The 24,709-nt window shown below is 69.8% G+C and carries 20 protein-coding genes; 11 read left to right on the forward strand and 9 right to left on the reverse strand.

The annotated features are described in order from the left end of the window. Positions 1–14: 14 nt before the first annotated feature. Positions 15–614, reverse strand: a complete 600-nt coding sequence (locus ACL03I_RS02215; protein WP_040870930.1) for a TetR/AcrR family transcriptional regulator — start codon at positions 612–614, stop codon at positions 15–17. Positions 615–713: 99 nt separating this feature from the next. Then, positions 714–1,877: a glycoside hydrolase family 3 N-terminal domain-containing protein gene (locus ACL03I_RS02220; RefSeq protein WP_355071361.1), complete on the reverse strand. Its 1,164-nt coding sequence runs from the start codon at positions 1,875–1,877 to the stop codon at positions 714–716. Positions 1,878–2,051: 174 nt separating this feature from the next. Here ACL03I_RS02220 and ACL03I_RS02225 point away from each other — a divergent pair, with 174 nt between their 5' ends. From ACL03I_RS02225 to ACL03I_RS02245, 5 genes are all read left to right on the forward strand, one after another. Then, positions 2,052–2,525, forward strand: a complete 474-nt coding sequence (locus tag ACL03I_RS02225) for a universal stress protein (RefSeq protein WP_364424870.1) — start codon at positions 2,052–2,054, stop codon at positions 2,523–2,525. A 67-nt stretch (positions 2,526–2,592) separates the two neighbouring features. Continuing rightward, a complete protein-coding gene (locus tag ACL03I_RS02230) occupies positions 2,593–3,687 on the forward strand; it encodes an isochorismate synthase (RefSeq protein WP_355071360.1) in 1,095 nt (364 codons plus the stop codon). 149 nt (positions 3,688–3,836) lie between these two features. After that, positions 3,837–4,007 (forward strand): DUF2613 domain-containing protein, encoded by a 171-nt coding sequence (locus tag ACL03I_RS02235; protein WP_083880942.1) that lies wholly within the window; start codon positions 3,837–3,839, stop codon positions 4,005–4,007. Continuing rightward, complete coding sequence (locus ACL03I_RS02240; RefSeq protein WP_412805045.1) at positions 3,988–8,370, forward strand: alpha-(1->3)-arabinofuranosyltransferase; 4,383 nt, start codon at positions 3,988–3,990, stop codon at positions 8,368–8,370. The genes ACL03I_RS02235 and ACL03I_RS02240 overlap by 20 nt, the downstream gene beginning before the upstream one ends. 117 nt (positions 8,371–8,487) lie before the next feature. Then, positions 8,488–8,988, forward strand: coding sequence for a DinB family protein (locus tag ACL03I_RS02245; RefSeq protein WP_412805046.1), 501 nt, complete (start codon positions 8,488–8,490; stop codon positions 8,986–8,988). Positions 8,989–9,007: 19 nt separating this feature from the next. Here ACL03I_RS02245 and ACL03I_RS02250 read toward each other — a convergent pair whose 3' ends face one another. After that, on the reverse strand, positions 9,008–10,192 hold the full coding sequence (locus ACL03I_RS02250) for an acyltransferase family protein (protein WP_356962966.1): 1,185 nt from the start codon (positions 10,190–10,192) through the stop codon (positions 9,008–9,010). Between the two features lie 204 nt (positions 10,193–10,396). On the opposite strand from ACL03I_RS02250, the gene ACL03I_RS02255 reads away from it, so the two are divergent. Next, on the forward strand, positions 10,397–11,557 hold the full coding sequence (locus ACL03I_RS02255; RefSeq protein ID WP_355071356.1) for a PorA family protein: 1,161 nt from the start codon (positions 10,397–10,399) through the stop codon (positions 11,555–11,557). Positions 11,558–11,620: 63 nt separating this feature from the next. Here ACL03I_RS02255 and ACL03I_RS02260 read toward each other — a convergent pair whose 3' ends face one another. Further along, complete coding sequence (locus ACL03I_RS02260; RefSeq protein ID WP_412805047.1) at positions 11,621–12,856, reverse strand: polysaccharide biosynthesis protein; 1,236 nt, start codon at positions 12,854–12,856, stop codon at positions 11,621–11,623. A 316-nt stretch (positions 12,857–13,172) separates the two neighbouring features. Here ACL03I_RS02260 and ACL03I_RS02265 point away from each other — a divergent pair, with 316 nt between their 5' ends. Beyond that, positions 13,173–15,410 carry a hypothetical protein gene (locus ACL03I_RS02265; protein ID WP_412805048.1) on the forward strand — a complete coding sequence of 746 codons (2,238 nt, stop codon included), beginning with the start codon at positions 13,173–13,175 and terminating at the stop codon, positions 15,408–15,410. A 9-nt stretch (positions 15,411–15,419) separates the two neighbouring features. On the opposite strand, the gene ACL03I_RS02270 is transcribed toward ACL03I_RS02265, so the two are convergent. Beyond that, positions 15,420–16,592 carry a glycosyltransferase family 4 protein gene (locus ACL03I_RS02270; protein WP_412805049.1) on the reverse strand — a complete coding sequence of 391 codons (1,173 nt, stop codon included), beginning with the start codon at positions 16,590–16,592 and terminating at the stop codon, positions 15,420–15,422. A 115-nt stretch (positions 16,593–16,707) separates the two neighbouring features. Here ACL03I_RS02270 and ACL03I_RS02275 point away from each other — a divergent pair, with 115 nt between their 5' ends. Then, a complete protein-coding gene (locus ACL03I_RS02275) occupies positions 16,708–17,493 on the forward strand; it encodes a class I SAM-dependent methyltransferase (protein ID WP_412805050.1) in 786 nt (261 codons plus the stop codon). Here the strand turns inward: ACL03I_RS02275 and ACL03I_RS02280 are convergent. Beyond that, entirely contained in the window at positions 17,490–17,801 is a 312-nt protein-coding gene (locus ACL03I_RS02280) for a hypothetical protein (RefSeq protein ID WP_355071348.1), read from the reverse strand. The genes ACL03I_RS02275 and ACL03I_RS02280 overlap by 4 nt on opposite strands. A 209-nt stretch (positions 17,802–18,010) precedes the next feature. Between ACL03I_RS02280 and ACL03I_RS02285 the strand changes: the two genes are divergently transcribed. After that, a complete protein-coding gene (locus tag ACL03I_RS02285) occupies positions 18,011–19,456 on the forward strand; it encodes an aldehyde dehydrogenase (RefSeq protein WP_412805051.1) in 1,446 nt (481 codons plus the stop codon). On the opposite strand, the gene ACL03I_RS02290 is transcribed toward ACL03I_RS02285, so the two are convergent. Together ACL03I_RS02290 and ACL03I_RS02295 are read right to left on the reverse strand one after the other, a co-directional pair. After that, the gene (locus ACL03I_RS02290) at positions 19,457–19,660 is read right to left on the reverse strand and encodes a hypothetical protein (RefSeq protein WP_356962979.1); all 204 of its coding nucleotides are present in this window, start codon (positions 19,658–19,660) and stop codon (positions 19,457–19,459) included. A gap of 344 nt (positions 19,661–20,004) precedes the next feature. Continuing rightward, complete coding sequence (locus ACL03I_RS02295) at positions 20,005–20,961, reverse strand: GlxA family transcriptional regulator (protein ID WP_397276355.1); 957 nt, start codon at positions 20,959–20,961, stop codon at positions 20,005–20,007. Positions 20,962–21,064: 103 nt separating this feature from the next. Here ACL03I_RS02295 and ACL03I_RS02300 point away from each other — a divergent pair, with 103 nt between their 5' ends. Next, positions 21,065–21,817 carry an HD domain-containing protein gene (locus ACL03I_RS02300; protein ID WP_356962981.1) on the forward strand — a complete coding sequence of 251 codons (753 nt, stop codon included), beginning with the start codon at positions 21,065–21,067 and terminating at the stop codon, positions 21,815–21,817. Between the two features lie 39 nt (positions 21,818–21,856). Then, positions 21,857–22,621, forward strand: coding sequence for a hypothetical protein (locus tag ACL03I_RS02305; RefSeq protein WP_355071340.1), 765 nt, complete (start codon positions 21,857–21,859; stop codon positions 22,619–22,621). A 252-nt stretch (positions 22,622–22,873) separates the two neighbouring features. Here ACL03I_RS02305 and ACL03I_RS02310 read toward each other — a convergent pair whose 3' ends face one another. Next, positions 22,874–24,706, reverse strand: a complete 1,833-nt coding sequence (locus tag ACL03I_RS02310) for a phosphoenolpyruvate carboxykinase (GTP) (protein WP_355071338.1) — start codon at positions 24,704–24,706, stop codon at positions 22,874–22,876. Between the last annotated feature and the right edge of the window lie 3 nt (positions 24,707–24,709).

Genomic DNA, 24,709 nt, shown 5'->3' on the forward strand with positions numbered 1-24,709 from the left:
GGGCGATGGGCGGGCTACTCGGTTTTCTTCCGGCCGGCGAGACCGCGCCAGGCCAGATCGTCGAGCAGGTCGACGGCCTCGGCGACCTCGATCCGGCCGCTGGCCAGCCGGTCGGCGATGGCCTCGCCCGCGCCGATCACGGCGACCGCGACGACGTCGAAGTTCGTCCCCGGCTCGGCGTGCTTGGCGCTGGACTCCAGCAGTTTTGCGGTCAGCTCGATGACGCGTTCGCGCGCGTTCTCGATCTCCGAGGCGAACGCCTGCTGGCCGATGGCCTGCCGGTAGAGCACTTGCCAGGAGCGCCGGTTGCGGTCGACGAAGCCGAGGAAGCCCTCCAGCGCGGTGCGCACCTGCTCGTGCGGCGTGAGCAGCGGGTTGCCCGCGGGCGCGACGGATTCGATGAACCGCAGCCCCTCGCGCTGGATGCAGGCGCGGAACAGTTCGTCCTTGGAGCCGTAGTACAGATACAGCATCGGCTTCGAGATCTTCGCCTCGGCGGCGATCGCGTCCATCGACGTGTCGTGGAAGCCTTTACGCGAGAAGACCTCCACGGCGGCGTCGAGCATCTGCTGCTCGCGTACCGCCCGCGGAAGCCGCTTCGTACCGCCCGCCATCCACACTCCTACCACAGGTGAATCTCATATATTACTCCAAGGTAAGTTCCGGCGGTCCGATTTGCTCACCAGTCGCCCGACCCGACCGTGCGGCGCGCCTCAGCAGCGCGGCAACGCACCTTTGTACGCGGCCAACCGCAACACCGAAGCATCCACCTGGGCCATCGGCAGCCGCCCACTCGAAACCGCCTGCTCCAGCCGGTCGAGCACCTGGGGCACCGCGTCGGTGGTGATCCACAAGGCGCTGTCCGCGCCGGCGACCAATGCGGCCTCGACGGCGTCCTCGATCGACATCCGGCTGGTGATCGCGGCCATGCCACCGAGATCGTCGGTGAAGATCGGTCCCTGGAACGGCGCGGCTCCGTAGCCGGTGCCCTCGCGCAGCAAACGCATCGCTTCCGGGCTGATGCTGGCCGGGACGTTGGGTGTGGTCAATCCGGGCACGTCGAGGTGACCGACCATGACGGCCGCGCCCGAGCCGATCAGGTTGCGGAACGGCACCAGGTCCGTGTTCTGCATCTGGTCCAGCGGCGGGGTGCGCACCGCGCCGGTGTGCGAGTCGCCCGAACCGGATCCGTGACCGGGGAAGTGCTTCATCACCGTGCCGACGCCGACCTCGCGCATGGCGCGGATGTAGGCGTCCGCGTAGCGGGTGACCACGTCCGGGTCGTCGGAGAAGGAGCGGTCGCCGATGACGGAGTCGTCCGGCTGGGAACTGACGTCGACGTCGGGAGCGAAATCCACCGTCACACCGAGATTCTTCAGCGCGCGACCCCTGGTCAGCGTCGCACTATAAAACTCATCGGGGCTCATGGTCTGCGCCGTCTGCCGCGCCGAGGGCGCCGCGCCGATCAGGTCGCGCACCCGCGAGACCCGGCCGCCCTCCTCATCGATGGTCACTATCAGCGGCACCTTGGCAGCCTGCTTCACCTGCTCGATCTGGCCGGAGGCGAGCAGCGCCTGGTCGGTCCAGCCGCCCACGAAGATGCCGCCGATCTGCTCGTTGCGCACCACGTTCGTGGCGTCGGCCGCACCGGTGACGCCGACCGTCAGCAACTGGGCGAGCTTCTGGCGGGTGGTGAACTGCGCGAGGTATCCCGCGTTGCAGTCCGGCGGCGCCGAGCTGGTGACGGGGACCGCGGCGGTGGTCGCGTCCGTGGTGGTGGTTGTGCTCGATGGGGCCGACTCGGTGGAGCCACCGTTCGAGCAGGCGGTCGCGACCGCGGCGAGTACGGCGAGGACGAGCAGAGGCGTCTTCCGCATAGAGGTCAACCGTACTCGCCGCGACGTGCGCGACCGCAGTCGCTACGTCCCTACCGAGCAGGCAACTCGGGTGCGGCCGCGAACCCGCAGGTAGACCCCCGAAAACAAGCGCTCGACGCGGGCCTCCAGGGGTAATCTCGAGGTGTCGCCGTGCGTCCTTTCCAGGAGGTCATCGTGCCCTGCGATCTGATGCTCATCGCCTACGACGGCTCCGAGAACGCCAAGCGCGCTGTCGAATACGCCGGGCGATTCCTCACCGCCGACCGGGCCATCGTGCTCACCGCCTGGGAGCCCATGGTGCGGCAAGCGGCTCGCCTGTCCGGGCTGTCGGGAGTGATGCAACCGGAATGGGTGCCGGACGACGAGATCGAGGACATCGCCTACGTCGACGCGCGCGCCATCAACGCCGAGGGCGTGCGGCTGGCCGAACTGGTGGGTCTCAACGCCGAGGCGCGCACCGCCGAATGCGCCACCACCATCTGGAACGCCATCGTCGACTGCGCCGACGAACTGGACGTCGACATCATCGTGGCAGGCACCCGTGGCGCCACCGGCATCCGCGCGCTGCTGCACAGCAGCGTCGCGGACGCCGTCCTCAAGCATTGTCACCGCCCGGTCCTGCTCGTCCCGCCCGGCAAGAACTCGTGATCGCACTCGCGTGAGATATGGATCGCTCCACCGCTGTGGGGCGCGGCGACGGGGTTACGTTGGGGGCATGGATGGGTTCCTGCTTGCCCGGGCCGACGGGGTTGTTCGTGGTCACGGGACCCGGGTCTGCTTCGACGACGCGCGACGAGCGCGGGCGGCGCTGCTGGACGGCAGTGCGCGGCTGGTCGTCGGCGCGCTGCCCTTCGATCCACGGGAGCCTGCCGCGCTGAGCGTGCCGGAGCGCGCCGTGCACACCGCTGGTCCATGGCGGCCCGCCGCGTTGCCCGAGCTGCCGCCGGTGCGCGTGGTGACCGAGGTCCCGAGCCCGGCCGAACATGTGGCGCGGGTGACCAAGTTGGTCGAGCAGCTCAACGATCCCGCACAACCGCTGCGCAAAGTGGTCGCGGCGCGGTCGGTGCTGGCCGAGGCGCAGTCCGCGCTCGACCCGGAAGTCGTCGCGGGACACCTGCTGACCCGGCATCCGCACGCGAACGTCTTCGCGGTCGATCTCACCCCCGCCGGACGCCCCGGTGCGACGCTGGTCGGCGCGACGCCCGAAGTGCTGATCGCCCGGCAGGGCGACACGGTGACGCTGCGCCCACTGGCGGGCACCGCGCCACGGCGAGCCGATCCGGAAGCCGACGCCGCTCAGGCCGGGGAACTGCTGGCGAGCACCAAGAATCGGGACGAGCACGCCTTCGTGATCGACTGGATCCGCGAGCGGCTCGCGCCGGTCTGCGCCGAGCTGTCGATTCCGGAGAGCCCGGAACTGATCAGCACCCATGAGGTGTGGCATCTGGCGACACCCGTCACCGGGCGGCTGCGCGACAGCACGATCACGGCATTGGACCTGGCGCTGCTGCTGCACCCAACGCCCGCGGTCTGCGGCACCCCCACCGGCCTGGCGCTGGACACCATCACGCACCTCGAGGACGACCGCGGCTTCTACGGCGGCGCCGTCGGCTGGTGCGACGCCGACGGCGACGGCGTCTGGGTGGTCGCGATCCGCTGCGCGGAACTCTCGGCCGACGGTCGCGCGGTGCGGGCGTACGCGGGCGGCGGCATCGTCGCGGCCTCCGACCCGCAGGCGGAACTCGACGAGACCACCGCGAAACTGCGCACCCTGCTCGGCGCGCTGCACTGCGCTCTCCCCGCCCGCTGACGCGGCCGCTTTCCGGGCAGTCCGTCGGGCGCTCCAGCGTCGGCCGGGGCGCGTTCAGCGGAGATTCGGCGGCCTGAACGCATACAAATACCGGACGCCCTGCTAGGTTGGCCGGGAACGTGCCTGCATCGACGTATTGGAGTACCGCGATGAAGTTTGCTGTCCCGGGTGTTGCGAGTGCCGTCGCGGGCGCCGTGCTGGGCGTGCTCAGCGTCTTCCTCATCACCATGGCGGTCCAGCAGAACTCGCGGCCGGAGATCGATCGCAGCGGAGACAAGGACTCCTCGCTGCTGAACAACGTTGAGTACGGCAGCCGCTGACCCGCTGACCTCCGCTTCACCCGCCGACTCGCTCGGATCGTCCGGGGCGCCGGGGCAGCACAGCACCGCGCCGCTGGGCAGACGTTGGTTCGCCGCGACCGTCGTCGTGGCGTTCCTGCTGACCTTCGTGCAGGCTCCCGGACTCACGGTCGCCGACACGAAATACGACCTGGCGCAGAATCCGCTCGGCTTCCTGGAACGCGCGAGCCATCTGTGGAGCAGCCAGGCGCCGATGGGTCAGGTGCAGAACCAGGCCTATGGCTACTTCTTCCCGCACGGCGCGTTCTTCTCGCTCGGCCATCTGCTGGGCGTGCCCGCCTGGGTGACGCAGCGGATCTGGTGGGCGCTGCTGCTGCTCGCCGGATTCTGGGGGATCGTGCGCCTGTGCGAGGCGCTCGGCATCGGCACGCGCGGCTCACGCGTCGTCGCCGCGCTCGCCTTCGCGTTGTCGCCGCGAGTGCTGACCACCGTCGGGTCGATCTCCTCGGAGACGCTGCCGATGATGCTGGCGCCGTGGGTGCTGCTCGCGCCCGCCGCGCTCGGCGTCGCCGGGCGCGAGCGGCGGCGGGGCGGGGCCGAGTCCGCCGCGGGCAGTGCGCTGGCGCTGGCTCTGATGGGCTCGGTCAACGCGGTCGCGACCGTGGCCGCCTTTTTGCCTGCGCTGCTGTGGTGGGCGGCTGCTTCGCCTGTGACCGGCCGTGGACGGACTGCGTCCGACGGCGCCCGAGCGGGCTTCTCTCGCTACAACCAGCGTTGGTGGCGCTTCACCGCCGCCTGGATCCCGCTGCTGGTGCTGGCCACCTTCTGGTGGGCGGTGCCGTTGCTGCTGCTCGGCAAGGTGAGTCCGCCGTTCCTGGACTACATCGAGTCCTCGGGCGTGACCACGCAGTGGGCCTCGCTCGGCGAGGTGCTGCGCGGCACCGACAGCTGGACGCCGTTCGTCTCGCCGGAACGCATCGCGGGCGCGGTGCTGGTCACCCAGCCCGCGGCGGTGCTGGCCACCGGGCTGGTCGCGGCGGCGGGCATGGCGGGGCTGGCCCTGCGGTCCATGCCGTATCGCGGCAGGCTCGTCCTGATCCTGTGTGTCGGGCTGGTCGGCATCAGCGCCGGGTTCGTCGGTGAACTGAGCGGACCGTTCGCGGAGTCGGTGCGCGTCTTCCTGGACTCCGGCGGCGCCCCGCTGCGCAACGTGCACAAGCTGGAGCCGTTGATCCGCATCCCGCTCGTGCTGGGGCTGGCGCAGCTGCTCGCCCGGGTTCCGCTGCCCGCCTCGGTACCGCTGAAGTCTTGGCGGAGCGCTTTCGCGCACCCGGAGCGGGACCGCGCGGTCGCGATCGCGGCGCTGATCCTCACCGCGCTGGCCCTGTCCACCTCGCTGGCCTGGACCGGCAAACTCGCCCCGCGCGGCGCCTACGACCGGGTACCCGCGTACTGGCAGCAGACCGCGGACTGGCTCGAGCACAACGCCGCCGATACGCGCGCCCTGGTGGTGCCCGGCGCGCCCTTCGGCAGTCAGGTCTGGGGACTCACGCGCGACGAACCACTGCAAGCGCTGGCCCGAACGCCGTGGGCGATCCGCGACGCGGTGCCGCTGAACCCGCCCGGCACCATCCGCGCGATGGATTCGGTGCAGCGGCTCATCGCCGACGGCAGGCCATCGGCCGGACTGGCCGCGACGCTGAGCGCCCAAGGGATCGGCGTCGTCGTCCTGCGCAACGACCTCGATCCGGAGACCTCCCGCTCGACCCGGCCGATGCTGGCCCATCAGGCGCTCGACGGGTCGCCCGGGCTGCACAAGGTGGCCGAGTTCGGCAACCCCATCGAATCGGTGGTGATCGCCGACGACCTGGTGGCCGACGGTGACCTGCGCCCGCCGTACCCGGCGATCGAGATCTACCGGGTGGACGCGCCGGGCCACGGGACACCCGCGGAAGTGCGTAGCGGCACCGGCGCGCCCGAGGCTTTCCCCGGCGCGTACACCGTCCCGCTCGGAGACGTCCCGGTCATCCAGGGCGGCCCCGAAGTGCTCGAGCGGATGCGCCGCGATCCCGGCCTCGCCCGGACACCCGCCTTGCTCGCCGCCGACGCGACCGAGGCCGGGTTGCCGCTCGGCCCGGTGACGGTCACGGATACGCCGATGGATCGCGAAGCCGATTTCGGCCGGGTGGACAACCACAACTCCGCGTTGCGCGCACCCGACGACGCGCGCCGCACCTTCAACCTGGTCCCCGACTATCCGGTGCCAGGCACCGAATTGGTGCGCGGCGAGTGGTCGGGCGCCACTGTCACCGCGTCGAGCTCGGCCGCCGACGCCACCCAGCTCGGCGGCGCGGCCCCGGGAAGTTCCACCGCGGCCGTCGTCGACGGCGATCCGTCCACCGCATGGATCAGCAACGGCACCGAGCACGCCCTCGGCCAATGGCTCCGGCTCGATCTCGACCACCCGATCAAGGCCGGGCAACTGAACCTGACCACCAGTTCGGCCGCCATCGGCGACCCGGTCAAATGGATCGAGGTGCGCACCGCGAACGGCACCGTTTCGGTGCGGGTGCCCGAACCCGGTGCGCCGGTCTCGGTTTCGCTCCCCGCAGGCCGCACCGAGTGGCTGAAGATCACCGCGATTCGCACCGAGAACGGTTCCTCGGGAGGGCAATTCGGGATCAGCGAACTCACGCTGGACGATTACTCGACGCGCAACGCGCCCGTCCGCGTCGACATCAGGCATCGCACCGTGGTGCCGTCGGCTCCCGCGGGCGCACCGGTGCGGGGATGGGATCTCGGTCAGGAATTCCCCGGCCGCAGTGCCTGTTTCGACGCGCCCGACCGGGTGCGTTGCAGTAAAGGTCTCGCCTTGGCCCCGGAGGAACCGGGGGCGTTTCAGCGCACGCTGACCGTCCCGGAACCGATGTCGGTCGCCCCGGAACTGACCGTCCGAACCCGGCAAGGTCCGGCACTGGAGGCGCTGCTCACCGACCACGCCAGGCCGGTGGCCCGGGGCAAGGCCGACGTCGGCGACCTGCGCGGGGCCGCATTCGCCGCGACCGACGGCGATCCGCGCACGAGCTGGACCGCACCGGAGGACTCGGTCCGCGAGCCGACCGCAGGCAGGCCGACGCTCACCCTCGAGTTGCCCGAGCCCACGCTGGTGACCGGCCTCGAACTGACTCCCTCGCTCGGCGGTCTGCCCGCCGCGCCCACCTCGGTGACGGTCAACCTCGGCGACGGCCCGCAGGTGCGCGAGCTGGACGACGACGGCCGGGGCGCGCCGACGCGGATCTCCCTGCATCCCACGGTGACCGACCGCATCGAGTTGAGCATGCGGACCTGGCAGCCGGTGCTGGACAAGACCGCGCTGGGTTTCGTCCAGACCCAGCCGCCCGGACTGGCCGAGGTGACGGTCATCGGACCGGACTACCCGGAGGCCGCCGCGCTGGACCGCGAGATCACCGTCCCGTGCGCACTCGGCCCGACGATCGACACGGGCGGCCGGACGCTGCGCACCACGGTCACCGCCACCGTCGGCGAATTGCGGTCCGGGGCGCCGGTTCCCGCCCGGGTGTGTACGGACGAAGCGGACACACCGGAACTCACGCTGCCGCAAGGCCGGGCCGACGTGGCGGTCGGTCCGACCGACCTCTTCTTCGTGGATCGCCTGCGCCTGAACCGAACCGGGGCGGAAGCCGCCGCCGCACCGCCGACGAACGCGGGCGACCGCCTGCTCGTGCTGCCGCTGAGCACCAATGTCGGATGGCGCGCGACCAGCGCGGACGGGCGCGTGCTCGAACCCGTGGTGGTCGACGGCTGGCAGCAAGCCTGGCTGCTGCCTGCCGATGCCACCGGCCCGGTGACGATCACCTTCCCGGTCGACCGGTGGTATCGCCTCGCCATCTTCGGCGGATTGCTGCTGCTCCTTCCGCTCGCGGTGCTGGCCGTTCCCCGCCGCGCGCGGCCTGCCGCGGGTATGCCTACCGACCAGGCGAATTCGAGCACCGAAGTGCCCGGCACCTGGGGCCGTCGCTGGATGGGCGCGATCGGGCTCACCGGCGCGGCCACCGTGATCGCAGGTCCGGTGGGTGGTGCCGCCACGGTGATCGCCTTGGCCGCAACGCGTTTCACGCGATTTGTCACACCGCGCGCGCTCGTCGTCGTCGCGGGCATGGGCACCATGCTGTCCGCTGCCGCGCTGTCCACGGGCCCGTGGCGTTCGCCCGATCGTTATATGGGCGGCTCCGTGCTGGTGCAGCTGCCCGCGGTGCTCGCGATCATCGCGGTGGGCATCGCGGCGCTGCCTCGGCCGAAACACGCCGATCGGCCCGGCGCGATCCGGCCGGACGAAACCGATCCGCCGACCGGAGAGCACTGACCCGCGGCCCGCGCGCCGGCCGGCGACCTCGGCCCGCGCGAACGCGCGGCGGCGCCGCTGGACAAGACGCCCATTCGCCGTGCGCCGCAACGGCACCCGTTGCTAACGTGACCACGCGTGAACACCTGTGCCGAATGCGGTTTCGTCTACGACTTGGCTTCGGCGGCCGACGTGCCGTCGCTGGCGCGGGAGCACGCCGTGGAATACGCCGACCTGCTCGGCGCCGACAGCGTCAAGTTGCGCGATCGCGGCAAGCCCGATGTGTGGTCGCCGCTGGAGTACGCCTGCCATGTCCGGGATGTGCTGCTGGCCCAGCGCGAACGCGTGCTGGCCGCTCGCCGTTCGGACAACCCGCCCATCACCGCGATGGGCCGGGACGAACGAGTCGAGCACGACGGCTACGCCCAGCAGAACCCCGCCGACGTGGCCCGCCAGATCCGTGACGCCGCCCTGCTGTTCGCCAACGTGCTGGAGCGACTGGGCGACGACGATTGGGAACGCACCCTCGGCTTCCCCTACCCCGAACCCGCGGATCGCTCCCTGCGCTGGCTGGCGGTGCACACCCTGCACGAGCTGCGCCACCACCTGATGGACATCCACCGGCAACTCGACGGCTGACTTCGAGCGGGACCGCCGATCAGGGCGCGGGCTCGGGTTCGGAGCTCCGTCGCACCCGGTCCCGGCGGCGAGCCCAGCGCCGCACCGGCTCCTCCACCAGCGCATAGCTGGCCGCGGCGACCGGAAGGGTGATGGCGACCGTGAGAACAAGGACGTAACCGAAGTCGCCCTGGAAGGGCAGGATGCCGAACACCGGGAAGACGATCGACAGCACCGCGAGGTGCCAGATGAAGATGCCGTAGGACCAGCGTCCGAGCGTCGCGGCCACCGGCGACTCCAGCCAGCGATGCCCGCGCGCGTCCGGGTCCCGCAGCACCAGCGGCGCGAGCAGCGCGAAGCCGATGATCGCGCCCAGCCCCATCTTCACCGCGTACTGCCATGGTTCGGCCCGGGTCAGACCCGCCGGACCGGCCAGATCGGTAGCCGCGAGCAGGAAGGCCACCGCCGCGACGGCCCACATCAGGGGCTGATTCCCGCCGAATTTCCACCAGCGTGATAGCCGAACGCTATGTTCGGCGAGCTCCGCGAGGAGCATGCCCGCGGCGAACCACGGCAGATATCCGGGCAGCCAGTTGTCCGCGTGGATCGCGTCGGGCGTCGGGACCGGAATGAAATTCCAGCCGAGACTGATGAGGGCGACGGCGACCAGCACCGGCACCCGCCACCGCGCCGCCGGTCCGCGCAGGCGCACCAGCGCGAACGCCAGCAACGGCAGCACCAGATAGAAGGCCACCTCCACCGAGAGGCTCCACATCTGCGTGAGGCCGTCGGTGAGCGTCAGCGGCACGAACACCTGCAACAGCGCCAGGTTCGACACCCAGACCCGAAGGCCCGCGGTTCCGGCGGCGCTTGGCAGCAGCACCAGGACCGCGCACACCACCACCCAGTACGCGGGCAGGATGCGGGCGGCACGATGCCGCAGGTAGTAGCCCACGGGCGGAGCGCTGTCGAGTCCGCGCGCCGCCGCCGCGTGCGGACGCCAGAGCAGGAAGCCGGACAGTGCGAAGAACACCGCCACCGCCATGTCGAACCGGCCCCACACCCGTCCGACGACCGGCGTGCCCGCTGCGCCGGTCTGGAAGGCGACATGGGTCAGCAGCACACCGAGCGCGGCCATACCGCGCATGCCTTCCAAGGCAGGCACGAACGCGCGGGGGCGCACCCGTTCGGTCGCGGGCGCGGTGCTGGGCAGGGTTGCGGTCATCGGGCTCCAGTCTGCCTCGGCGGGTCCACAGTTGATAACCCGACGTTTCAGATTTCGCGCTAGACTCGGGCGATTTCTCGGCCGTTTCCGGCCTCGACGCCGCATGGTACGACATCGGACTGTTAGTGTCGGGGCTCACGAGTGCCGCGGCGTGCCCGCAGTACTCGCCGGAGCGACCTGTGTTCTACGACGAGGAGAGTTTGCATGGCACTGAGTGCCGGTACCAGAAGGACGGTGGCCTGCCTGCTCGTGGGTCTCGGCGCGTTGCTGATCGTCGCCGCAATCATGATCCCGACCTACACCGTCGACAAACTGGCGAAAACTCCCCTCGACTTGGAGATCACCACTATCGCGACGAACCAGCAGAATGAGGACAGCCTGGTACTCGACTCCAAGTCGCTGACCGCTCCGGAAGGCTCGGCGAAGGTCGACACCAACGTCCCGCTGGTCTCGCAGCGCTTCCTCACCGTCGAGGACCCGGCCGACGCCCACCAGATGACGGTGCAGGCGGGCCAGACGCTGCGGCGCATCGACAAGCAGGGCGACACCGGCCTGCTCACCGCGACCGTCGACCGGGTGACCATCGACCGGGTGACCGGTGAGCCCGTCAGCACCCAGCCGAACGGTTCGATCGCGGTGACCGCGAACCTGGAGGGCCAGAGCATCGCGGAGCCGGTGCAGCACACCGGTCTGCAGTACCGATTCCCGATCGGCACCGAGAAGAAGACCTACCCGTACTTCGATCTCAACGTTCGCAAGACCTTCGACGCGAACTTCATCGAAGAGACCGAGATCAACAACACGAAGGTCTACCACTTCCAGATGTCGGTGCCCGCCACCAGCCTCTGGGACGTCGTGCAGGCGCCGACAAACCGGCTGAGCCTGCCCGCCGCCAAGTGGGGCGTCGAGGGCGGCGATGCCCCGGTGACCATGACCCGCTACTACACCAACACCCGTGACCTGTGGGTGGAGCCGCAGACCGGCACGGTCGTCAAGGGCGGCGAGGCGCTGCACCTCTACTACTCGCGCACCGCGGACAAGCCGGAGGTCACCGCGCTGAAGTCGCACCTGGTGTTCGACGAGAACACGATCGAGTCGCAGCTGTCGGTGGCCAAGGAGAACATCGACAAGCTGTCGCTGTACGGCCGGATCCTGCCGATCATCCTGGGCGTCCTCGGTGTGATCGCGCTGATCGTCGGTGTGGTTCTCGGCATTCGCGGCGGCTCGGCTCCGACGCCCGCGCGGGCGGGCGGGGCCCCGTTCCAGCGTCCGGGCGGTTCGGCTCCGACCAGCCCGGCCCCGCGCGTCAACCGCGGCGCCGACGACGCGCCGACCGAACAGATTCGGATCGATAAGCAGCCCTGACCGGCTGAGCGTTCCTGAATTCGGCTCCCCCGCCCTCCGGCGGGGGAGCCGAATTCGTTTCGGTCAGCCGACCGGGCGCAGCGGTTCGGGGCGCGCCGTGTGGTCGGCCGCGCGCAGGACCATGACGGCGACCACGACGGTGGTGGTGGCCGCGACCGATACCGCCGTGGTGATCAGCGCCGGAATCGAGCGGGCCAGCGCCAGCATCAGGGTGACTTCGACGACCAGGCCCAGCCAGGTGACCAGTGCGAGGGAAGTGCGGTCGACGGCGATGGCCGAGAGCACCGCGCCTTGCAGCACGGCCAGCAGCGCGCCGTGCAACGCGAACAACCACAGCAGGCCCTGGATCGGGGCGTAGTCCTCGCCCGCGAGCAGCGGGGCGAGCGGCGCGGCCAGCGCGGCCCCGAGCACGGCGACGAGACCGATGCCGCTGAGCACCGCCAGCGCGGCCCGGATCGCGCTCGCCGAGTGCGTCGGCTGCGCCATTCGCGGATAGAGCACGACACCGACCGCCTGCGGCAGCCAGAAGGCGATCTTCGTGGCGATGGTGCCGAGGGCGTAACGGCTGGCGTCCACGTCGTCGAGCACGATCCGGACCACGATCAGGTCCGCCGACGAGAGAGCCATCATCGCCGCCTGCACTTGGGCGGCCCGCAGCACCGGCAGCACTCCGGGCGCGGAGACCTCGCCGGGTTCGTTTCGGGCGCGCTCGGACGGCGCACCTGCGACGATCCTGGCCAGCACTGCCGCCGTCGCGATGCCGCATGCGGCGGCCCACAGCGCGATCGTCGCGCCGCCGCCCAGCGCGAGGATTATCAGCGCGGGCGCGACCCGGGCGACCCCGGCGGCGCCGAGCACGACTCCCAGCGCTCGAAACCGCTTGCTGCCCTGCAGCACGCCCTGCTCGCCGGACAACAGCACCAGCGCGGGCGCCGCGCCCAGTGCCGCCGCGGTGGCGGCCACTCCGGCGTGCAACGTGACGGCGACCAGCGGCACCAGCACCGCGGCCACCAGGGCGACGATCACCGCGCAGCGCCACTGCAGCCCGCGCAGCGCCGCCGTTCCCGCGCCGCGAACGAGTTCCCTGGCCACCACGTTCTGCAACGCCAGCGCGGGCACCGCGCACAGCAGCTGGACGGCGAGCAGACTCGCGAACTCGCTGTACCCGGTGACGCCCAGCCACCGCCCGGCCAGCAGTTGCAGCAGATACCCGGCGACGTTCGCGGTCATCGCACCGGCCGTCACCCACGTCAGATCCGCCACCACAGGAAACCGACGGACAGCAGACACGCCGCCCATCGTCCCACTCGCACGGACCACCGCCCGTCGCGCCCCGCCGGACCATGGGACAGGCAATGCGCTCGCCGGCGTCCCGACAGTTTTCGGCCTCGACAGACTCGCGACCACACAGCACCCACCCTGGTCCTCGTCATCCTCGCGGCAGCACATCACCCCAGATCAGACGGTGCGCCCGCCAGCTGATACCGGAGTACGGCCGGCTGCGACGGCGCTGGTACACAGCACCCCCGCGGTCCCCCCGGATTCAGCCGTGACATTTCCGCGCCGACGCCGCTGGATCGGCGGCGGTGGTGGCCGGGACGTACAGTGCTCAGGCGTGAGCGGGAGCAGTCGGACTCGAGCGGTGGTCGCGGCATACAGCGCGGCCGGTGCGCTGCTCGTCGCCGGGCCGTTGCTCGCGCCGGGGTATCTGTTGTTGCGGGACGCGGTGAGCACGCCGCGCAACTATCCGACCGACGCGGCGCTCGGCCTCGGCGACGCCGCGCCACGGGCGGTGCCACAGGACGCTCTGCTCGCGGCGCTGACGTCGTTCGCGGACGGCGGGCTGGTGGTCAAGGCGATTCTGCTCGTCGCACTGTGGGCCGCGGCGTACGGAGCGGCGACGCTCGCGCGTGAATTGCTGCGCGCGTCGCTCGGCCCGCAACTGGTCGCCGCGACGGTCGCGTTGTGGAATCCGTACGTGGCCGAGCGGCTGCTCCAGGGACACTGGAGCCTGCTCGCGGGCTATGCGGCGTTGCCGTGGACAGGGCTGGCCGCTTACCGCCTTCGAGGTACGGCCACTGCGAAGCGACGCCGACGGATCCCTTCGAACACACCCGCCTCGGCCGACACCACCGAGTCCACCCCGCACGGCGAACCGCTGGGCACCCCGGACACAATCGAGCACCCCAGCGAAGCGCCTGCTGACATCACCGGTAACGGCCCGCGTTCCGAAACAGCTGTCCCAGGGGAAGCGCCGGCGACTACGCACCACGTGTCCGATCGTGCGAGCGGAGTCGCACCGACCGAGGCCCGTGAGCACACCGGGTCGACCGGCCGAGCCGAACCACCACTGGCTACGCGCCACTCACCCGGACACCCCGGCGGGGTAGCCGCAGCCGAGCCCCACTGGCAACCAGCCGCGCCCGGCTCCTCCCATCGTTCCGACGACACCGCTCCGGCCGATTCAGCCGAACATCCGCGCAACTCCGTACCAACCGGCACGGCGGGCGAAGGCGGGCCGAATCGGCTCAGCGTCACAGCGGCGCCGCGCGCGACCGTCCGAGCGGCATCCACCTGGGCGGCCCTGGCCGGATCGCTCGCAGCGGCCGGACTCACTCCGACCGGAGCGCTGCTGGCGGGCGTGACCGCTTTCGCCCTGGTCCATCGACGTCAACTCGCCGCGACGTTCGTCCTCTGGCTGGCCGCCTCCGCGCCATGGCTGGCCGCGACCGCGCTGTCCGGCGCGGGCGCGGAGCCATCCGATCCCGCGGGTATCGCGGCCTTCGCCGCGCGGGCCGAACCCGGTCTGGGCACGCTCGGGAGCCTGGCCGGTCTCGGCGGGATCTGGAACGCCGAGGCGGTACCGGGCTCGCGCACCACACCGCTGGCGGCGATCGGCACGCTGGTACTGCTGGCGATAGTCGTGCTGGGCGTGCGCTCCGTCGCCACCGGCGGCCCCGATCCCGACAACCGCCACGTCCGCCGGGCATTGCTGCTGCTCGCCGTGATCGCGATCCTATTCCCCGCGCTCGGCGCGACCGCGTGGGGCATGCACGCACTGGAATGGCTGGTCGCCCACGTTCCCGGCGCGGGTCTGCTGCGCGACACCCAGAAGTACGCGGCCTTGGCCATGCCCGCTTTCGCGTTGTGCGCGGCGGCGGGGTGCGTGGTGACGGCTCGGCGTCTTTCCCGCGCGGACGCGACGACCGCCCGGCCCGCGACGGCGTCTCCGGCCACGACGGCAACGGTCACAGCGGTATTCGTGGCGCTTCTGGTGTTGCCGCTCTACGACCTCGCCTGGGGCGTCGGTGGAGCCGTCCGTCCCGTGCACTATCCCGCCGGCTGGCAGCAGGTCGCCGCAAGGATGGACGGTCCGGGCGACGTCGCGGTGCTGCCGGGCGGAATGTTCCGCAAGTTCCGCTACAGCGGCGCGGCTCCCGTGCTCGACCCCGCCCCGCGCATGCTGCCCAACGACGTCTTGCAGACGGGCGAACTCCCGGTGCGCGGACGCACCGTCTCCGGTGAAGGCGCCCGCGCACGAGAAGTGGAGAACCTGCTGCTCCACGGCGGCGCGCCCGCGGACCTCGCCCGCCTCGGCGTTGGCTGGATCCTCGTCGAACGGACCACCCCTGGACCGGTCGGCGCATCGGCGTCGACTCTCGCCCAGGTCGAACAGGTCTACGAGGACGCGGACCTGGCGCTGTATCGCGTGCCCGGTGTCGTCGAGCGCGGTACCTCGACGACCACACAACGCTCCGTCGCCGCCGCGGCCCACCTGCTCTGGGTCGCGGTGCTCGTCGCAGGCACACTAACCGCTCTCGGCGCACGATTCCGCTCGCGATCACGGAACTGACGCACGATTTCAGTCCACCGTCCGCGGCGCGATCAACCCGCTCGTGTGCTCGCCGCGGGCGGCCGCCGCCAATACTTCGTCGACTCCGTTTCCGGTTTGCTCCCAAGAGAATTCGCGCGCGCGGGCGCGGGCCTTCTCCCCCATGACCGTGCGCGCGCCGGGATCGTCCAGCAGGTCGCCGACGGCGTCGGCCAACTGGGCGACGTCGTCGACCAGGATTCCGGTGGCGCCGTCCACAATGGAATCGGTGAGCCCGCGCGAGCTGCGATAGCCGACCGTCGGAACACCGTGCTGTGCCGCCTCGATCACCGCGAGCCCCCACCCCTCCTTCCGGGAAGGCAGCACATGCACCCAGGCGCGCGCGAGGAGTTCGTGCTTGCGGCGCTCGTCCACGTGCCCATGGAAGGTGACGGCGTCGGCGATACCGAGTTCGCGGGCGTTGTCCCGCAAGTTGTCCGCCCACCAGCCGCCGCCGATCACGTCGAGGCGCAGACCTGGGATGCGGTCGCGCAGCCGGGCCACGGCCGCGAGCGCGTCCTCGATCTGCTTGTGCGGCACCAGCCGGGACAGCACCACGACAGTTGGTGTGGGAGTGCGGGTTTCCGCGGCGCCGGTGGGTGCGTCCACTGGAACAGGTTCGGCCCCGTTGCGAACCACCGCGATTCGGGAGCGGTCCACACCGAGGGTGGCCAGCTCTTCCGCCGACGGCAGGGAAACGGTCAGATATTGATTGCGGCGGTGTACGCGGGGCGACAGCCACGACTCGATCCACCAGCCGACGCGGCCGACCAGCCGGCCCGCGACCGGCCACTGCTCCCGGTGACCGTGGTGCACCAGCACCACCGACGGGGCCGCGGTGACGGCGGTGGCGAAGAACGGTATGCCGTTCTGGGTGTCGATCACCGCGTCCGGCCGCACGCCGCGCAACGGGCCGAGACCGATCCTGCCCAGCAGGAGCGCGGCCAGCGCTCGCGGGTACACCGTGTAGCGTCCGCCCGCCCTGCTGATGGTGATGCCGTCGACGTGTTCGCGCCGCGGCGCCCCCGGATAGCGGGCGGTACGGAGGGTGACTCGAACCCCGCGTGCCGCGAGCTGCGCGCCGACCTGCTCGAGGTACCGCTCGCTGCCGCCGCCCTGTGGGTGCCCGGTGTCGCGCCAGCAGAGCAGGAGGACTTCGCGCACGGTGGAGCTTCTCTCGGTCAGTAGGTCCCGGTGGGAATGTCGGACGTCGCGCTACACCCTATCCCGAGCACCCGCCCGAGCAGGCCGGCATCCGGGTTGTGCGAGACTCGGCGCCGTGCTCAAAGCCGCGAAGACGCCGACACGCAGGAGTTCGCCTCGGTTCGCCCGCCGGGCGACCCTGCGCCGGTCGCTGCGACTGCTCGGCAGTTTCCGGTTCGAGCAGACCGACCCGGCCCTGTTCTACGGAGGTCTGGCCGCCGACAGCGCGGCGCTGATCGCCGACTTCTACGCCGATCTCACCGGCCGGTCGCTGGACGGGGCGACGATACTCGACGTCGGCGGCGGTCCGGGCTACTTCGCGGACGAGTTCGCCCGTACGGGGGCTCGCTACATTCCGGTGGAGCCCGACCCGACGGAGATGCACGCCGCGGGCCTTTCCGTGGCGGGCGCGGTCCGCGGGTCCGGGATGGCGCTGCCGTTCCGCGACGACGCTGTCGACATCTGTTTCTCGTCGAACGTCGCCGAACATGTCTCGAAGCCGTGGGTGATGGCCGACGAGATGGTGCGGGTGACCAGGCCGGGCGGGCTGATGGTGCTCTCCTACACGGTGTGGCACGGCCCGTTCGGCGGCCACGAGACCGGGCCGTGGCACTACCTCGGTGGCGAGTACGCCGCCCGGCGGTATCGGCGCAAGCACGGGCGCGAACCCAAGAACAGGTTCGGCACGTCGCTGTTCGCGGTGCGGGCCGCTGACGGATTGCGCTGGACGGCACGTACTCCGGCGGAGGTGCACACGGTCTTCCCTCGCTACCACCCCCGCTGGGCGTGGTGGTTGATCCGGGTGCCGATGGTGCGTGAGTTACTTGTGAGCAATCTGGTCGTGGTGGCAACCAAAAGTTAGCCGAAGTACGGCTCCAGCCATCCGCGACGCCAGTGCCGCTTCCCACAGGGAGCGTGCACGGGCTCGCTCCACGGCGATTCGCGCATCGCCAACCCGACGGTCTCGAGCGTGGTGAGCCCGACCAGGTCGGCCAGCATCCCTACGGCGGCGACCGCCTCCGCGGCCTGCATAGCCGCCGTCGCCTGCTCGATTGTCAGGGTGCGTCCGGGTAGGAACGAGACCACCCACCCGCCGCTGCCGACACTCTTAGCCTGATGCTCGGTTTGATCACTGGTCATCAGCGACCGGCCGATCACTTGCACCGCCATGACTCGGACTCCCCAGTTTGCGGTAACGATTCGGTAATGGAGCGAGCTGATATGTCGATACAGCATCCCCCTTCCAGCAACAGAACGCAATAGTGCGTTCTGCGAAAAGCGAACCGAGAGGTCGGGATTCACACTGGCCAGGGCGTCGCCGCGCCGCAAAACTGGAACAGGTTACAGACAATGCGGAGGCAAAACTGTAACGTGTTCTCATGCACTACGACAGCTTGTTCATCGGCGGCCGCTGGACCGCGCCAGCCACCGCCGAGCGCATCCAGGTCATCTCGCCGGCCACGGTCGAGCCGGTGGGCAGCGTCCCCGCGGTGAGCCGGGCGGATGTCGACGCCGCGGTCGCCGCGGCCAGGCACGCCTTCGATCACGGACCGTGGCCCGCCACGCCCCCGAAGGAGCGAGCCGAGGTACTCACCCGCGCCGCCCGGCTGATCGAACAGCGTTCCGCCGATCTGCTCGCCGCGCTGACCGCCGAGGTCGGCGCGCCGCAAATGATCGCGATGACGCTGAACCAGCTGCCCGCGGTCGCCGCACTGGACGCCTACGCGGCCCTGGCGGAGTCCTTCCCGTGGTCGGAGACCCGGGTGGGCGGGTTCGGCACCACTCGGGTCACCCGCGAGCCGCGCGGTGTCGTCGCGGCGGTGACCGCGTGGAACGTCCCACTGTTCCTCGCGGTCAACAAGCTCGCGCCCGCCCTGCTGGCCGGTTGCACCATCGTGCTCAAGCCCGCCCCGCTGACTCCGCTCACGGCGAACCTGGTCGCCGACATCTTCACCGAGGCGGGCCTGCCCGAAGGCGTGCTCTCGGTGCTGCCCGCCGAGCCCGACGCGGCCGAGTACCTCGTCTCACACCCCGGCGTGGACAAGGTGACCTTCACCGGAAGCACCGCGGTCGGCCGCAAGATCGGCGCCATCGCCACCGGTCAGCTCAAGAGCGTCTCGCTCGAACTCGGCGGCAAGTCGGCGGCGATCCTGCTGCCCGACATGGACGTCGCGGCCAATATCCCGGTGCTCGCGTTCTCCGGCCTGATGAACAGCGGGCAGGGCTGTGTCGCGCAGACCCGCATCCTCGCCCCGCGCAGCCGGTACGACGAGATTCTCGACGCGCTGGTCGAACACGTGAAGACGATGAAGGTGGGCGACCCGAACGACCCGAGCGTGCAGCTGGGTCCGCTGATCTCCGAACGCCAGCGCGATCGGGTCGAGGGCTACATCGCCAAGGGCAAGGCCGAGGGAGCGCGACTCGTGCTCGGCGGCGGTCGCCCGGAGGGGCTGGACCGGGGCTGGTTCGTCGAGCCGACAATCTTCGCCGACGTGGACAACAAGTCGACCATCGCCCAAGAGGAGATCTTCGGACCGGCGCTTTCGGTCATCCCGTACGAGACCGAGGACGAGGCCGTGGCCATCGCCAACGACTCGGTCTACGGTCTCGCGGGCTCGGTGTGGACGACCGATATCGAACACGGCGCCGAGATCGCGGCGCGGGTGCGCACCGGCACCTACGCGATCAATTGGTACGCGTTCGATCCGAGTTCGCCGTTCGGCGGTTACAAAGCCTCCGGACTCGGCCGCGAGAACGGCCCGGAGGGTCTCGATTCGTTCTGCGAGCAGAAGTCGCTGCTCATGCCGCTCGGCTGGACCGGCTGATCACTCCGGTGGCATGACCACACGCAGCAGCGGAGCACGGTTGCCGTAACGCCGGGGTGGTGCGTCGACGATCTCGACGCGCCACCCGGGCGGCAGCACCGCGCGCAGCCGTCCCGCGGCCCGGCGCAGCGGGGTACTCACGGTCTCGAACTCGAATTCGGCCACCATCGGGGCAACCGACATCGTCATCTCCGGATCGGCCATGCTCCATCCACCTCTCGCGTCGATCTCGCCGTGCGCCGCGGCATCGCGGGTCCGATATCGGTAGGGAAGTCGTTCAGTCGATCAGTTAACCGCCAGTAATCCGACTGGGTGATGCGGAAGGAAGAACACGCCAAGCATAGGTTACGAATACACGAAATCTCTCGACAAGATCATTACCCCCTTTCCCATCCGGCTAAACCGATCGGTCCGTGGGAATTTCGCGAACTAGAGTGTGACGCGGGACACCGATCCGACCGCCCGACTCCCGAGCGCCGAGGTCGGCACAACCGAATCATCTCCCCCGCAAGGTTATTCGCCGCACCAGGCACTTCACCCCGGTGCGTTCACCGGCCCAGCGACCGGCGATACGCGGCCGGTGTCGCGCCCGTCGCCGCACGCAGGTGCGCCCGGAGCGCGGTGACGCTGCCGAACCCGGCCTTTACCGCGACGACTTCCACTGGCAAACGCGTGGTTTCCAGAAGCTCGCGCGCCCGTGCGGTGCGCTGGGCATCCAGCCACCGCCGCGGCGTGGTGCCGACTTGCGCCTTGAAACGGCGGATGAAGGTCCGCTCGCTCATCAGCGCGTGCGCGGCCAGCGCCGAAACATCCACCGCCGCAGCTGGTTCCGCCACCGCCCAGGCCATCGTCGCGGCGAGACCGCCATCGGTACGCGCGGCGGGCGCGTCCGGAATGTATTGCGCCTGACCGCCTTCCCGGTGCGGCGCGGTGACGTTCCACCTGGCCAGCTCCGCCGCCGCGTGCGCGCCCAGCTCGCGGCGGACGATGTGCAGGCACAGATCGAGACCCGCCGACAGCCCGGCCGACGTCAGCACGTCACCGTCATCGACGTAGAGGGCCGTCGGGTCCAAACGCACCGCCGGATACAGTTCGGCGAACTCGTCGCAATAGGCCCAGTGCGTAGTCACGCGTCGTCCGTCCAGCAGCCCGGCCTCGGCCAGGACGAACGCGCCGACGCAGATGCTCACCATGGTCGCGCCCCGCGCGGCCGCGCCGCGCAATGCGACGAGCGCCTCCCGTGGGGTGGGCAGGGTCGGGATACCGATGCCGGGCACGACGACGACATCGGCTTCCGCCAACGCCTCCAGCCCGTGCTCCACGCGCAATTCGAAGCCGTTGGGTGTCCACACCGGACCGGGACGCACCCCACAGGTCCGCATCTCGAACCCGGACGGCTCGCCGGTCTTGCCCGGCCCGTGCCGGAACGCCTGAACAGCACAGGCCAGGTCGAAGGCCATCACCCCGTCCAGCGCGAGCGCCACGACTTGCTTCATCGTCCCCAGTTTGGCACGAATCCGAGCAATACTGTCATTTCCGCCACTCGCCGCGGATCCGGACACACGCTTGACTTCAGTGCACACCGAGTTCCGACCAGAAGGAGGAATCGTGGCCGCACCGACGGGCCTCGACTGGGCATGGGCCACCCGCACCGGGGGCGCTCTGTCGAAAGAGCAACGCCGCGCGTTGGCCGTCGCGACCGCACGCACGCTGCCCGCCATGGCGCCCAACCGGCTCCGGCTGGCACTGGGCAGGCGGGGACGCGGGCGGCTGGAGTTCGCCGGCCTGCGGTTACCCGACTCCCAGCTCGCCGTCGCGGCGGAGACCGAGGCGCGGGAGTCGCTGTCGCCGCACGTGCTGAACCATTCGCTGCGGACCTACTACTTCGGACGGGTCCTGGCGGATCTCGACGGCGCCGCCTACGACGACGAGCTCGTCTACGTCTCCTGTCTACTGCACGACCTGCAACTCGAACATCCCACGCCCGGACGGTGTTTCGCCGTGGTCGGCGGCGAACGGGCGGCCGCCGTCGCACTGGGCGCGGGCGCGCCGCCGGAACGGGCCGAAGCGATCGGCGCGGCCATCGCCGCCCACATCACGCCCGGGGTCGCCGACGATCTCGGCGACCCCGGCGGCTTCGTCTCCGCGGGAGCCTCGGTGGACGTACTCGGGACGCGACTGGCGGAACTGGACCGCGAGTGGGTCGCCGAACTGCTGCGGCGGCACCCGCGACTGGAGTTCGCACGGCATGTCGTCGCCGCCTTCCGAGCGGAAGCGAAGGCGATGCCGAAAGGCCGGATTCATTGGCTCAACAGGGCGGGTTTCCTGGCCATGATCCGGATGTCCCCGTTCGCCGAATAACCAAGCCGCCCCGTCAGACCGATCGGTATGCTCAACGTTATGAACGGTGTCACCGGCATCGCAAGCGCACGGCACAAGCTTGCTCGCGCGGGACACCACATCAATGACCTCGAACGCATGATCTCGGAATACCAGAACGCGAACCAGGTCGAAGTCCGAGTCGACCTTTCCCCGAGCCTGGAATACGAGAACGAGATCGATTGCCAGGTAGCCGCGGTGAGCGTATCCGAGGTGCCCGACGAGTGGGGACTGATCACCGGTGACGCGCTCACCAACTCGAGGGCCGCACTCGACCACGCCGTCTACCCGCACGCGGAGCATTTCCCGATCTTGCTGAGCAGCACGGACAGCAGGGGTGAGGAGATATGCGTTCAGGAGATATTCGACGCCACGACCACAGCGATAATTCTCCGCCATCAGCCATATAACGATCCGCAGCCGACACATCACCCACTCGGACTTCTCCGCGAACTCGTCGACCGTGACGCGCACCGCCGAGTGCTCGTCACCAACTCGTTCAGGACCGAGCTGATTTTCGCACCATCGGATGACTACGAAGTCGTGGATATTCCAGGACTGGCAGTCCACGAACTCGTGCCGGGAGCTGTTTTCAAGCATTTCCGTTTGAAGCTTCGCCCTGGGTTCACACAATCTCAGCTCACATACAACAACCGACTCGTGGCGACTGTCGTCGTCAATGTTCCCGATACCGATGACGATGTGCCCCTCGTCGCGTGTATGAGATCGATTCACACACGAGTGTCGGAAATTTTGGATCAGCTCGAAGCCCTCGGGATTCTATAACCGCCACGGTGTCGCCGTTTCCGGCAGCCATGATCCGCGATCTCCGCGCGGTAGAGCGACGACCGCGCTGGACGACAAGCCATGGTTCGTAGAGTGCGGACCGCGCGGAGTGGTCCGGCGAGCTCCACGGCCGACCGCGATGCTCGAAGGGCGCTTCCGGACCGCGCTGAACACGGAAACGTTTGTCTCGCAGAACAAATCGCCCGCACCATCTGCCGGATGGTGCGGGCGAATGCTACTTTGGGTGGAGTGTCAGCCCAGACGCTGCTTGAGCGCCTCGAACTCGTCACGCACGCCGGAAGGCAGCTTGTCGCCGACGAACTCGAACCACTCTTCGATCAGCGGGATCTCCTTGCGCCACTCGTCGGCGTTCACGACGAGCGCCTCGTCGACGTCCTTGGGGTCGACATCCAGTCCCTCCAGGTCGAGCTGCGCGGCGGTCGGCACGTTGCCGATCGCGGTCGCCTCGGCGTGGGCGGAACCCTCGATACGGCCGATGATCCACTCCAGCACGCGGGAGTTCTCACCGAAGCCCGGCCACAGGAAGCGGCCGTCGCCGCCGCGGCGGAACCAGTTCACGTAGAAGATCTTCGGCAGCTTGCCCGCGTCGGCGTTCTTGCCGACGTTGATCCAATGGCCCAGGTAGTCCCCGACGTGGTAGCCGAGGAACGGCAACATGGCCATCGGGTCGCGGCGGACGGTGCCGACCTTGCCCTCGGCGGCCGCGGTCTGCTCGGAGGACAGCGTCGCGCCCATGAACACACCGTGCTGCCAGTCGAAGGACTCGGTGACCAGCGGGACGGTGGTCTTGCGGCGGCCGCCGAACAGGATCGCCGAGATCGGCACGCCCTGCGGGTCGTCCCACTCGGGCGCCAGGATCGGGCACTGCGCCATCGGCGTGCAGTAGCGGGAGTTCGGGTGCGCGGCCAGCGTCTCGGTCTCGCGCTGGTACCAGTCGTTGCCCTTCCAGTCGATCAGGTGATCGGGCTCGCCTTCCAGGCCCTCCCACCACACATCGCCGTCATCGGTCAGGGCGACGTTGGTGTAGACGGTGTTGCCCGCCTCCACGGTCGCCATGGCGTTCGGGTTGGAGCTGCGGTTGGTGCCCGGCGCGACGCCGAAGAAGCCGAACTCGGGGTTCACCGCGTAGAGACGGCCGTCCTTGCCGAAGCGCATCCAGGCGATGTCGTCGCCCAAGGTCTCCGCGCGCCAGCCCGGCACCGTCGGCTGGATCATCGCGAGGTTGGTCTTGCCACAGGCGCTGGGGAACGCGGCGGCGATGTAGTAGGCCTTGTTCTCCGGGGAGATCAGCTTCAGGATCAGCATGTGCTCGGCCAGCCAGCCCTCGTCGTGGGCCATCGCCGAGGCGATCCGCAGCGAGTAGCACTTCTTGCCGAGCAGCGCGTTGCCGCCGTAGCCGGAGCCGTAGCTCCAGATCTCCCGATCCTCGGGGAAGTGGGTGATGTACTTGGTGTCGTTGCACGGCCACGGCACGTCGGCCTGGCCGTCGGCCAGCGGCGCGCCCACGGAGTGCAGCGCCTTCACGAACGGGCGGTCGGCGCCCAGCTTCTCCAGGGCGGCGGCGCCCATGCGGGTCATCACGCGCATCGACACGACGACGTACTCGGAGTCGGTGATCTCGACGCCCAGCTTCGGGTCCTCGGCGCCCAGCGGGCCCATGCAGAACGGCACCACGTACATGGTGCGGCCCTTCATCGACCCGCGGTACAGCTCGGTCATCGTGGCGCGCATCTCGGTCGGGTCGACCCAGTTGTTGGTCGGGCCCGCGTCGGCCTCGGTCTTCGAACAGATGTAGGTGCGCGACTCCACCCGGGCCACGTCGGAGGGATCGGAGAGGGCGAGGAAGGAGTTCGGCTTCTTCTTCTCGTCCAGCCGCTTGAACGTCCCCGCCGCGACGAGCTGCTCGGTGAGCCGCTCCCATTCCTCGTCGGAGCCGTCTGCCCACACCACTCGATCCGGCTGGGTGAGTTCGGCGACTTCTTGTACCCAGGCGAGTAGTTCGCTGTGCTCGGTCGGCGCCTTGCCGTCGGATCCACGAAGACCAGGAATGGTCGCTGACGTCATGAA

It is taken from the genome of Nocardia sichangensis, from assembly GCF_047200615.1.
Lineage (GTDB): Bacteria > Actinomycetota > Actinomycetes > Mycobacteriales > Mycobacteriaceae > Nocardia > Nocardia sichangensis.

Bases quoted from the DNA above. Each gene is read 5' to 3' on its own strand.
- ACL03I_RS02215 (WP_040870930.1), bottom strand. From the start codon at position 614: ATGGCGGGCGGTACGAAGCGGCTTCCGCGGGCGGTACGCGAGCAGCAG.
- ACL03I_RS02220 (WP_355071361.1), bottom strand. From the start codon at position 1,877: ATGCGGAAGACGCCTCTGCTCGTCCTCGCCGTACTCGCCGCGGTCGCG.
- ACL03I_RS02230 (WP_355071360.1), top strand. From the start codon at position 2,593: ATGGATGGGTTCCTGCTTGCCCGGGCCGACGGGGTTGTTCGTGGTCAC.
- ACL03I_RS02235 (WP_083880942.1), top strand. From the start codon at position 3,837: ATGAAGTTTGCTGTCCCGGGTGTTGCGAGTGCCGTCGCGGGCGCCGTG.
- ACL03I_RS02250 (WP_356962966.1), bottom strand. From the start codon at position 10,192: ATGACCGCAACCCTGCCCAGCACCGCGCCCGCGACCGAACGGGTGCGC.
- ACL03I_RS02255 (WP_355071356.1), top strand. From the start codon at position 10,397: ATGGCACTGAGTGCCGGTACCAGAAGGACGGTGGCCTGCCTGCTCGTG.
- ACL03I_RS02260 (WP_412805047.1), bottom strand. From the start codon at position 12,856: ATGGGCGGCGTGTCTGCTGTCCGTCGGTTTCCTGTGGTGGCGGATCTG.
- ACL03I_RS02280 (WP_355071348.1), bottom strand. From the start codon at position 17,801: ATGGCGGTGCAAGTGATCGGCCGGTCGCTGATGACCAGTGATCAAACC.
- ACL03I_RS02285 (WP_412805051.1), top strand. From the start codon at position 18,011: ATGCACTACGACAGCTTGTTCATCGGCGGCCGCTGGACCGCGCCAGCC.
- ACL03I_RS02290 (WP_356962979.1), bottom strand. From the start codon at position 19,660: ATGGCCGATCCGGAGATGACGATGTCGGTTGCCCCGATGGTGGCCGAA.
- ACL03I_RS02305 (WP_355071340.1), top strand. From the start codon at position 21,857: ATGAACGGTGTCACCGGCATCGCAAGCGCACGGCACAAGCTTGCTCGC.
- ACL03I_RS02310 (WP_355071338.1), bottom strand. From the start codon at position 24,706: ATGACGTCAGCGACCATTCCTGGTCTTCGTGGATCCGACGGCAAGGCG.